The sequence below is a fragment of the Campylobacter concisus genome, assembly GCF_902460535.1.
Lineage (GTDB): Bacteria > Campylobacterota > Campylobacteria > Campylobacterales > Campylobacteraceae > Campylobacter_A > Campylobacter_A concisus_AS.
The window spans coordinates 107,058-117,343 of record NZ_CABPTV010000009.1; the positions used below are offsets into that span (position 1 = coordinate 107,058).

Here is a 10,286-nt window from a genome sequence, read left to right on the forward strand (position 1 = left end):
TAAGATGGTGCGATCAGCGAGACTCGAACTCGCACACCTAGCGGCACTACCCCCTCAAGATAGCGTGTCTACCAATTCCACCATGATCGCAAAAAGAACAAAAGCCCCAAAAAAGGGGCTAAATTTAAGCTTTACGCTTAGCCAAGCATTGGGTTTGCGTAAAGAACGATAAGTGTAATAACAAGTGCGTAGATAACTTGTGCTTCGATCATCGCAAGTGCGATAAACATTGTAGTCATAAGTTTGCTACCTACACCTGGGTTTCTAGCTGTTCCGCTGATAGTTGCAGCAGCTGTGTTACCCATACCAATAGCACCGCCAAGAGCTGCAAGGCCAAGGCCGATACCGCCAGCGATAACTGAATATGATTTGATCATCTCGCCGTCAGCGCCAAATGCGAATGCAGCAAGACCAAGAATTAAAAACACGATCTTTTTCATCGTTGCTCCTTTAAAATTTTAAAGCTCTTTCGGATCTGTCCCCTACTTGAACTTCATGAGCCGTAATATTACAAAAACAAAACTTTGTTTCAAATAAAAACACTAAAAATTTAAATTGCCTATAAAAAATTCTTGGCTTAGAAAAATGAAAGTTTTTTTATGCTATCTTTGAAAGAATTTAATTTATTCTTAATCTTAGGTTTTCAATGAACGAAAAATTTTCAAAGATAGGCTTTGTTCTTGCGATGGCTGGTTCTGCTGTAGGTCTTGGCAATGCCTGGAAATTTCCTACTATGGTGGGAAATAACGGCGGTTCGGCATTTATTATTTTATACTTGCTTCTTACATTTGCTATCGCATTTGTGGCTTTTTTAGCGGAGCTTAGCATTGGCAAACTTGGCGAAAGCGACATCGTAAGCTCTCTTTACAAACTCGCTCCAAAGCATAAAAAAGCGTGGTCGCTCTCTGGCTTTTTCATGATCGGCGCGATCCTTATAGCTTCATTTTATATGGTGGTTATCGGCTGGATATTAAAGTATATATATCTTAGTTTTTCGCCGCTTTTAGCAGACTCAAAAGCGGCAGGCGAGCAGTTTAACACACTTTTATCAAATGACCTAAGCAGTGCCGTGCTTTGCTTTAGCTTAGTTTTTTTAATGGTATTTTTTGCCGTTTCAAAAGGCGTAAAAAGTGGCATCGAAAAGCTAAATATATGGATGATGCCAAGCCTTTTTGTCTTGCTAGTTTGCATGCTTTTTTACGCGCTTAGCATGGGAGATGGTTTTGTTAAGGCGGCTAAATTTTTATTTGTACCAAATTTTAGTGCGATCACGCCAGATGTTATCTTGCAGGCTCTAGGCCTTGCGTTTTTCTCGTTATCTATGGGCGTTGGCGTCATACCGACATACGCTGCAAATTTACCTGAGAAGACAAATTTAATAAAATCAACCCTCTCTATCATCTTTATAAACATATTAATAGGCATTATGATGGGCCTTGTTGTTTTTACCTTTATATTTGCTTATGGGGCTGATAGCACGGCAAGTGGTCCAGGTCTTATCTTTATCTCGCTTGTCACGCTTTTTGCAAAGCTTGGCGTCGTTGGCAACGTCATGGCAGTCGCATTTTTTGTATCGCTTTTATTTGCTGGCATCACAAGCGCGGTTTCGATGATCGAGCCTTTTGCTTATTATTTGGTTAGAAAATTTGAAATTTCAAGAAAGATGGCGCTTCTTTACATCGGCGCCTTTGTCTATATCTTAGGCATCTTTTGCATACTTTCATATTATTCAGAAACATCAAGTGCTTTTAGCGTTTGTGGCAAGCCATTTTTTGACGCGCTTGACTTTCTCACATCAAATATCATGATGCCAATAGGCGCTATCGTATTTAGCTTTTTTGTTGGCTATAAGCTTAAAAAAGAGAGTTTGTATTTGCTTTTTGGCGATTTTATGGGAAGAGCATTTTTTGAAATTTGGTACTTTTTCTTAAGATATGTCGTGCCAGTTGCCATTTGTGCGATAATGATCTACCAGATGGCAGGTAAATAATGGCGGAGAGATTTAGTAAAATTGGCTTTATCCTCTCAATAATCGGAGCGGCTATTGGCCTTGGTAACGCATGGAAATTTCCATACATGGTCGGCAGTAACGGCGGTTCGGCATTTATCCTTATATATCTATTTTTTGCCTTTGCTGTTGGTCTTAGCATATTTTTTGCTGAGATGGCGATGGGTAAAATTTCACGCCTTGATACGGTTGGAGCGTTTAAATCTCTAGCTACAAAAGGGGCAAGCTCTTGGAAATTTGCCGGTATTATCATGGTGACTGGGCTATTTATCGCATCTTTTTACACGCTCATCATTGGCTGGGTGCTAAAATACGTCATTCTAAGTCTTAGCGAGCTACCTAAAGATATCGCAAGTTCAGAGACGTTTTTTGTAAATTTCACCTCAAATGGCATAGGCGAGCAAATTTTATACTTTAGCATCGCATTTTTTGCCTACTTTTTCATCCTTACAAAAGGTGTAAAAAGTGGTATCGAGCGCATAAATGTCTATCTCATACCAGCTCTTTTTATCTTGCTTTTGCTTATGCTTGGCTACTCTTTTGGCATGGAGGGCTTTGACAAAGCGGCTAAATTTCTACTAGTGCCTGACTTTTCAAAGATAGATCAAGCAGCTGTTTTAAACGCTCTTGGACTTGCTTTTTTTACGATGTGCGTTGGCATTGGCTGCATACTTACTTACTCATCAAGTCTAAGCGATGATACAAATTTATTTACCTCATCGCTCTATGTCGTCTTTGCAAATATCATAATAAGCGTCATCATCGGCCTTATCGTCTTTACATTTACATTTGAGTTTGGCTCAGAGCCATCAAAAGGCGCAGGGCTTGCTTTTATCTCGCTGCCAACGCTATTTGCTAAGCTTGGCTTGCTTGGAAATTTCTTGGCATTTACATTTTTTATATCGCTATTTTTTGCTGGCATCACCTCGGTTATCTCGATGGTTGAACCGTTTATATTTTTCTTAAGCAAAAGCCTAAAATTTAGTAGAAACAAATCGATCATAATCGTCGCTTGTGTGGTTTATATTTTAGGAATTTTATGCGCATTAAGTGGCACAAACGAATTTAAAGATGCACTTACATTTTTTGGTAAGAGCTTTTTTGACCTGCTTGATTATCTCAGCTCAAACATCATGCTCCCGCTTGGTGGCATCTTGTTTGCTATCTTTGTTGGCTACTTTATGAAATTTGAGCTTTTAAAAGAGCTATTTGTGCCTTATATGGGCAAGGTTGTATTTAACATTTGGTATTTTTTAATTAGATTTGTGGCTCCACTTTTAGTTCTGGTGGTGCTAATAAGGGAGATCTCATAATATGGCAAAAGAACAATTTTCTAAAATAGGCTATGTCTTAGCAGTTGCTGGATCGGCTGTCGGACTTGGCAACGCATGGAAATTTCCATACATGGTTGGTGAAAACGGCGGTTCGGCGTTTATTATCCTATATCTTTTGATAACTTTTCTAGTTGGTGTGCCTATCTTTATGGCAGAGCTTAGTATCGGCAAGCTTAGCGAGAGCGACAGTGTAAATGCTTTTAGAAAGCTAGCAGCTAAAAATAAAAATTTATGGCAACTAGTTGGAATTTTAGCCATGGTGACAGCAGCCATCATCTCGTCATACTATATCGTGATCATCGGCTGGGTCTTTAAATATTTCACGCTCTCATTTACTGGTCTCCCAAGCGATATAGATAGCTCAAAAGTGATATTTAACGATCTTTTGACGCATGGTCTTGGCGAGCAGACACTTTACTTTGTTATAGCATTTGCAGCCTGCTTTTTCATCCTATCAAAAGGCGTAAAAAGCGGCATAGAGAAGCTAAATGTTTGGATGATGCCAAGCCTATTTATCATGGTTTTGATCATGCTTTTTTACTCTGTGACGATGGATGGCTTTGTAAAATCGGCTGAATTTTTGCTGATCCCAGACTTTAGCAAAATTTCATTTAACTCACTCTTGCTTGCTCTTGGACTTGCATTTTGGACGCTATCTCTTGGTATGGCAGCGATCATTACTTATTCAGCTAGCCTAAGCGATGATACAAATTTAGCCACTTCAACGCTTAGTATCGTCTTCATAAATATCGCGCTTGCTATTATGATAGGTCTTGTTATTTTTACCTTTATATTTGAATTTGGTGCTACTCCGTCTCAAGGACCAGGTCTTGTCTTTATCTCGCTACCAACGCTATTTGCTAAGCTTGGCGCGATCGGTCAAATTTTGGCTGTAGCATTTTTTGCTGCACTTATCTTTGCTGGTATCACTTCAGCCATCTCTATCGTTGAGCCATTTGTCTTTTTCTTGATCAGAGAGTATGGCATGAGTAGGAAAAAAGCGCTTTGCATAGTTGGAGCTGGGATTTTCATAGTGGGATTTTTATGTCTTTTATCAAATATAGAAAATGTTGGCGATAAATTTATGATATTTGGTAAAAATTTCTTTGACTTCCTAGACTTTACTGCTTCAAATATCTTGCTACCAATTAGCGGTATCGGTGGAGCGATATTTGTTGGATATTTTATGAAAAAAGATGCTTTATATGTGCTATTTAGCCCATATATGAGTGATTTTGTATTTAATACATGGTATTTTTTACTAAGATATGTAGCACCAGTTTGTGTGCTCATCATCATGATAAATGAACTATTAAAGGTTTTTAATGGATAAGATTGAGAGATTTTTTGACAAAGCTGGTGATATAGTCGGCTATATTTGTATGTTTATTATGGCTTTGATGATAATAGACGTATTTTTTAACGTTGTGGCAAGATACTTTTTCTCTTACGGCAACGTTGCATTTCAGGAGCTTGAGTGGCACTTTTTTGCTGTGATATTTCTATTTGGCATGAGCTATGCTCTAAAAGAGGACGCACATGTTAGAGTTGATATCTTTTATGCTAAATTTTCAGAAAGAAATAAAGCTCTTGTAAATATGCTTGGCACTGTATTTTTTATCATACCATTTGCGCTTTTGGTTTCAAATTTATCATTTGGATTTGTAGGAGATGCTTACAGCTCGGCAGAGGCCAGCGCAGATCCAGGCGGTCTTACCCATAGATGGATCATAAAAGCGATGATCCCTTTTTCATTTTATGTGCTTGTATTTTTTGCGATCGGCTTTTTTATAAAAAATTTAAATCGCTATAAAAAAGCTAGTAAGGAGAAAATATGGCGGGATTAATAATGTTTATAGCCGCGCTATTGATGCTTGGCATTGGCTTTCCAGTCGCATTTACCTTTGGCGCGGTTGCGATGATATTTGGCATGGTTGGTAGTGTTGTAGAGAGCCTTAGCGATGGCGACGGACTACTTGGCAGTATAGAAGTATTTAAAGATATGTTTAACTTCATGCCTTATAGAATTTTCTCTATCATGGAGAGTAGAATTTTTATAGCAGTTCCACTCTTTGTCTTTATGGGCGTCGTGCTTCAAAAGTCAAAGCTAGCCGAGAGACTACTTGAGAGTATGGGTATGCTGTTTGGCGAAATTCGTGGCGGTATCGCTATTAGCACTATCTTAGTTGGAGCGCTTCTTGCAGCATCAACTGGCGTTGTAGGTGCTAGCGTTGTTGCTATGGGCGTTATAAGCTTGCCTGTAATGCTAAAGTATAAATACGACCAATCCCTTGGTTGTGGCACGATATGCGCTGCTGGTACGCTTGGTCAGATCATCCCGCCTTCTATCGTGCTTATCATCTTGGGCGACATCTTCTCAGTGCCAGTTGGCGAGCTTTTTCATCAAGCCATTGTGCCAGGATTCACGCTAGTTGGAGTTTATATAGTTTATATTTTGATAGTTGCTTATCTTAAGCCAGAGGTCGCTCCTATCGTAAAAGACGAGAGTGGCGTTAGTAAATTTAAGCAGATTGTTAGAGCGCTAATTGCGATCTTTCCGCCACTTTTGCTAGTTATTTGTGTGCTAGGATCCATTTTTGCAGGTATCGCTACACCAACTGAAAGCTCAGCGTTTGGCTGCGTTGGCGCTATCATCTTGGCAATATTTTATAGGACATTTTCATTTTCTATGATGAAAGAGGCTTTGGCTGAGAGCGTAAAAACTACAGCTCTAGTCTTTGCTATACTTGTTGGTGCGACTGCCTTTTCTATGGTCTTTAGCTACACTGGAGGCGATGAGATAGTTGAAAATTTCATGACAAATTTACCAGGCGAGAAGTGGGGCTTTATAATCTTTAGTATGGCTGTTATCTTTGTGCTTGGCTTTTTTATAGATTTTGTTGAAATTTCATATATCGTGCTTCCTATCTTGGTACCAATCGCCGCAAAACTAGGCATAAACCCAGTCTATCTAGCGATCTTAGTTGCTATGAATTTACAAACTTCATTCTTGACACCGCCATTTGGATTTAGTCTATTTTTCTTAAGATCAGTCGCACCTGCTGAGATAAAAACAGCTGCTATTTATAAAGGTGTGGTGCCTTACATCATCATCCAAGTGGCAGTTTTAGTCTTTTTCTGCGTCTTTTTGATGGAGATAAAGCCGATGCTTGATACGAGCCACGGCGGATTATTTAACTTCTTGCTCTCACTTTTTAAATGATATAAAAGTTTTTGGTTGTAAAATACCAAAAACAAGTAAAATGGCTAATTTGAGTTTCTGTCAAATTTAGCCATTTTTTATGACCGCTTTTTAGTAAATTTATAAATTTAATGAGGTGAAATATGGCAAAGAAATTTATCGATGTTATGGATACGACCTTTAGAGATGGCTTTCAGTCAGTTTATGGCGCTAGAGTGCTTATGAACGACTTTTTGCCCGCGCTTGAAGCAGCCAAAGAGGCTGGCATAGAGCATTTTGAATTTGGCGGTGGGGCGAGATTTCAAAGCCTTTATTTTTACCTAAATGAGGACGCTTTTGCGATGATGGATAAATTTAGAAGCATCGTAGGACCAAAAGCAAACCTTCAAACCCTAAGCAGGGGCGTAAATACTGTCACCCTTGACACTGGTAGCCGCGAGCTAATAGACCTTCACGCAAAACTTTTCAAAAAACACGGAACTACTACTATTAGAAATTTTGACGCACTAAATGATGTTGAAAATTTAAAATACTCAGGCGAGAGGATCGCTCATCACGGACTAAAACACGAAGTAGTCGTTACTATGATGGATCTGCCTAGTGGCTGTGTGGGAGCACATGATGTTAAATTTTATGAGAAAATTTTAAGAGAAATTTTAGATGCAAATATCCCTTATCACAGCGTTTGCTTTAAAGATGCAAGCGGCACAAGTAGCCCACAAAAGGTCTATGAAACCATAAAAATGGCTAGAAAATTACTCCCAGAAAAAACTCATATCAGACTTCACACACACGAAACTGCAGGCGTAAGTGTTGCTTGCTATCTTGCAGCGCTTGAAGCTGGCGTTGATGGCATAGATCTAGCCGCAAGCCCAGTAAGTGGCGGCACAAGTCAGCCAGATATCTTAACCATGCTTCACGCAGTAAAAGGGAAAAACTACGATCTTGGCGGACTTGACGTGGAGAAAATTTTAAAATACGAAAGCGTTTTGAATGATTGTTTAAAAGAGTATTTCTTACCGCCTGAAGCTGTGCAAGTAAGCCCTCTAATACCATTTTCACCGATGCCAGGTGGCGCGCTCACTGCAAATACCCAGATGATGAGAGATAATAACATCTTAGATAAATTCCCAGAGGTCATCCTTGCTATGCGCGAAGTGGTGCAAAAGGGCGGGTACGGCACTTCAGTAACCCCTGTTAGCCAGTTTTACTTCCAGCAAGCCTTTAATAACGTGATGTTTGGCAAGTGGAAAAAGATCGCTGAGGGATACGGCAAAATGGTGCTTGGCTACTTTGGTAAGACCCCAGTTACGCCTGATAAAGAGATCATTAAGCTTGCTAGCGAGCAACTAGGCTTAAAACCAACTACAAAACATGCAGTTGATATAGCCGATAAAGATGAGAGTAAGTCGCTTGCGCACGTGAAAGAAATTTTAAAACAAAATAAGATCAAAGTTACCGAAGAAAACGTCTTTATAGCAGCAGCTTGTAAAGAAAAAGGCATCGCGTTCTTAAAAGGTGAGGCCAAAGTAAATGTAAGAAAGATCGATCCAAACGCTAAGGCAAACGATGGCAGACAAACTCAAAGCGGTAGATATAGCGTCGTGGTGAATGGTAGTCGCTACAACGTTGAAGTAAGCGAAGGTTTTAACGACAGTATCCAAGTAAAATCAATCACTGAAGTTGAAGGCAAGAGTGTAAAAAGCGCCAAAAGTGCAGTAGCAGGCGCAACAGAAAATGACATCGTCGCAAGCTTGCCAGGCGCTGTGCATAAAATTTTAGTTAGTGCAGGAGATCATGTCAAAAAAGGTCAGGCCATAGTCGTGCTTGAAGCGATGAAGATGGAGATAGAGGTCAAAGCCCCAAAAGATGGCATCATAGGCTCTATAGAGGTTAGTAAAGGTCAAAGTGTCGCGAACAATCAAGTGGTGGCTAGATTTAAATAAATTTGCCACTTTTAAAAAGATAGTGTTAAGCGAAATTTGATTAATATTTTGATGACTTTTAGGTCAAATTTATAAAGAAACGAAATTTAAAGGAAACAACATGATAAATAAGCTAGACGAGCTAGGTCTAAAAGAGATCAAAAAGATAAATCACAATCTAAGCTACGACGAGCTTTTTGAGCTTGAAAAGGCAAATAACGAGGGCAGAGTTTCAAGTAATGGCACATTTATGGTCGATACTGGAATTTTTACAGGCAGAAGCCCAAAAGACAAGTACTTTGTCAAGCAAGACCCAAGTCAAAAATATATTGCTTGGGGTAAGATAAATCAGCCTATCACAAAGGAGCTATTTGATAAGCTTCTTAAAAAAGCAAAAGATCAGCTTAGTGGCAAGGAAATTTTCATACAAGACGCATTTTGTGGAGCTAGTAAAAAGAGCAAAAAATCAGTCCGCTTTGTCACCGAAGTAGCGTGGCAAGCGCACTTTGTAAAAAATATGTTCATCCGCCCAAGTGAAGCGGAGCTGGCTAAATTTGAGCCTGATTTTGTAGTATATAACGCTTGCAAGACAAAAAATGAGGACTACAAGGCTGACGGACTACATTCAGAGGTTTTTGTCATATTTAACGTCGAGGAAAATGTCGCAGTGATCGGTGGCACATGGTATGGCGGCGAGATGAAAAAGGGCATTTTTTCTATGATGAACTACTGGCTGCCACTTGAGGGCAAGCTAAGCATGCACTGCTCTGCAAACGTAGGCGAAAAGGGCGATACGGCGCTATTTTTTGGTCTATCTGGCACTGGTAAAACGACACTTTCAACCGATCCAAAACGCAAACTAATAGGCGATGACGAGCACGGCTGGGACGATGATGGTGTGTTTAACTTTGAGGGCGGCTGCTACGCAAAATGTATCAACCTTGATCCAAGCAGCGAGCCAGAAATTTACGCAGCGATCAGGCGTGATGCACTGCTTGAAAACGTCGTGGCTGACGAAAACGGCGTTGTTGATTACAAAGATGGCTCAAAGACTGAAAACACACGCGTGAGCTATCCGATCTATCACATCGACAACTACGAGCCAAGCTCAAGCGCAGGACACCCAAAAAATATCATCTTTTTAAGTGCTGACGCTTTTGGCGTGCTTCCTCCAGTTGCAAAGCTGACAAAAGAGCAGGCGATGTATTATTTCCTAAGTGGCTACACAGCAAAAGTTGCTGGCACAGAGCGCGGTATCACTGAGCCAGTAGCAACATTTAGCGCTTGCTTTGGCGAGCCATTTATGCCACTTCACCCAACCGTCTATGCAAAACTGCTTGGTGAGAAGATCGATAAACACGGCGTTAATGTCTATCTTGTAAATACAGGCTGGAGCGGCGGTGCTTACGGTGTTGGCAAGCGTATGAGCATAAAAGCGACACGTGCTTGCATAAATGCGATCTTAGACGGTAGCATCACAAAATGTGAGTTTGAAAATTTTGATAAATTTAACTTCGCTATCCCAAAAGAGCTCGATGGTGTCGAGACAAAACTGCTAAATCCAATAAATACATGGACACACCCAGCTGAGTACAATATTTCACGCGACAAGCTTGCTAAAATGTTTGTTGAAAATTTCAAACGTTATGAAGATGTAAAAGAGGGCGTCGAGTACGCCAAAGCTGGCCCAACAGCATAAATTTATAGCCTTGTGGGTATTTTGCCTACAAGGCTTTTTAAATTTAAACTATCAAATAGTAAAAACATAGCTCACTTTTAAATTTAATTTTTAAACTTTTTGCAAAAATGCCCCAACC

At 39.9% G+C, this 10,286-nt stretch carries 8 protein-coding genes and 1 tRNA gene; 7 read left to right on the plus strand and 2 right to left on the minus strand.

Features of this window, described 5'->3' with window-relative positions; all coding sequences use genetic code 11:
• Positions 1–5: 5 nt before the first annotated feature.
• Positions 6–90, minus strand: a tRNA-Leu gene (locus FZ945_RS08740).
• A 47-nt stretch (positions 91–137) separates the two neighbouring features.
• Positions 138–440, minus strand: a complete 303-nt coding sequence (locus tag FZ945_RS08745; RefSeq protein ID WP_087579689.1) for a F0F1 ATP synthase subunit C — start codon at positions 438–440, stop codon at positions 138–140.
• Positions 441–646: 206 nt separating this feature from the next.
• Between FZ945_RS08745 and FZ945_RS08750 the strand changes: the two genes are divergently transcribed.
• The 7 genes from FZ945_RS08750 to pckA all read left to right on the plus strand — a co-directional run bounded on the left by FZ945_RS08750 (position 647) and on the right by pckA (position 10,168).
• On the plus strand, positions 647–1,990 hold the full coding sequence (locus FZ945_RS08750) for a sodium-dependent transporter (RefSeq protein WP_148803943.1): 1,344 nt from the start codon (positions 647–649) through the stop codon (positions 1,988–1,990).
• Positions 1,990–3,321 (plus strand): sodium-dependent transporter, encoded by a 1,332-nt coding sequence (locus FZ945_RS08755; protein WP_148803945.1) that lies wholly within the window; start codon positions 1,990–1,992, stop codon positions 3,319–3,321. Before FZ945_RS08750 ends, FZ945_RS08755 begins: the two co-directional genes overlap by 1 nt.
• Before the next feature lies 1 nt (position 3,322).
• Positions 3,323–4,675 carry a sodium-dependent transporter gene (locus FZ945_RS08760; protein ID WP_107714289.1) on the plus strand — a complete coding sequence of 451 codons (1,353 nt, stop codon included), beginning with the start codon at positions 3,323–3,325 and terminating at the stop codon, positions 4,673–4,675.
• Positions 4,668–5,189, plus strand: coding sequence for a TRAP transporter small permease subunit (locus FZ945_RS08765; RefSeq protein WP_103648143.1), 522 nt, complete (start codon positions 4,668–4,670; stop codon positions 5,187–5,189). Before FZ945_RS08760 ends, FZ945_RS08765 begins: the two co-directional genes overlap by 8 nt.
• Positions 5,177–6,565 carry a TRAP transporter large permease gene (locus FZ945_RS08770; protein ID WP_148803947.1) on the plus strand — a complete coding sequence of 463 codons (1,389 nt, stop codon included), beginning with the start codon at positions 5,177–5,179 and terminating at the stop codon, positions 6,563–6,565. The genes FZ945_RS08765 and FZ945_RS08770 overlap by 13 nt, the downstream gene beginning before the upstream one ends.
• Before the next feature lie 122 nt (positions 6,566–6,687).
• On the plus strand, positions 6,688–8,490 hold the full coding sequence (locus FZ945_RS08775) for a biotin/lipoyl-containing protein (RefSeq protein WP_103645678.1): 1,803 nt from the start codon (positions 6,688–6,690) through the stop codon (positions 8,488–8,490).
• Between the two features lie 103 nt (positions 8,491–8,593).
• Positions 8,594–10,168, plus strand: a complete 1,575-nt coding sequence (pckA, locus tag FZ945_RS08780; RefSeq protein WP_180996202.1) for a phosphoenolpyruvate carboxykinase (ATP) — start codon at positions 8,594–8,596, stop codon at positions 10,166–10,168.
• The last annotated feature ends 118 nt before the right edge of the window (positions 10,169–10,286 follow it).

What these genes read in the sequence shown, in the direction of transcription:
- FZ945_RS08775 (WP_103645678.1), top strand. Translation starts at nt 6,688, where the DNA reads ATGGCAAAGAAATTTATCGATGTTATGGATACGACCTTTAGAGATGGC.
- FZ945_RS08760 (WP_107714289.1), top strand. Translation starts at nt 3,323, where the DNA reads ATGGCAAAAGAACAATTTTCTAAAATAGGCTATGTCTTAGCAGTTGCT.
- FZ945_RS08765 (WP_103648143.1), top strand. Translation starts at nt 4,668, where the DNA reads ATGGATAAGATTGAGAGATTTTTTGACAAAGCTGGTGATATAGTCGGC.
- FZ945_RS08755 (WP_148803945.1), top strand. Translation starts at nt 1,990, where the DNA reads ATGGCGGAGAGATTTAGTAAAATTGGCTTTATCCTCTCAATAATCGGA.
- FZ945_RS08750 (WP_148803943.1), top strand. Translation starts at nt 647, where the DNA reads ATGAACGAAAAATTTTCAAAGATAGGCTTTGTTCTTGCGATGGCTGGT.
- FZ945_RS08745 (WP_087579689.1), bottom strand. Translation starts at nt 440, where the DNA reads ATGAAAAAGATCGTGTTTTTAATTCTTGGTCTTGCTGCATTCGCATTT.
- FZ945_RS08770 (WP_148803947.1), top strand. Translation starts at nt 5,177, where the DNA reads ATGGCGGGATTAATAATGTTTATAGCCGCGCTATTGATGCTTGGCATT.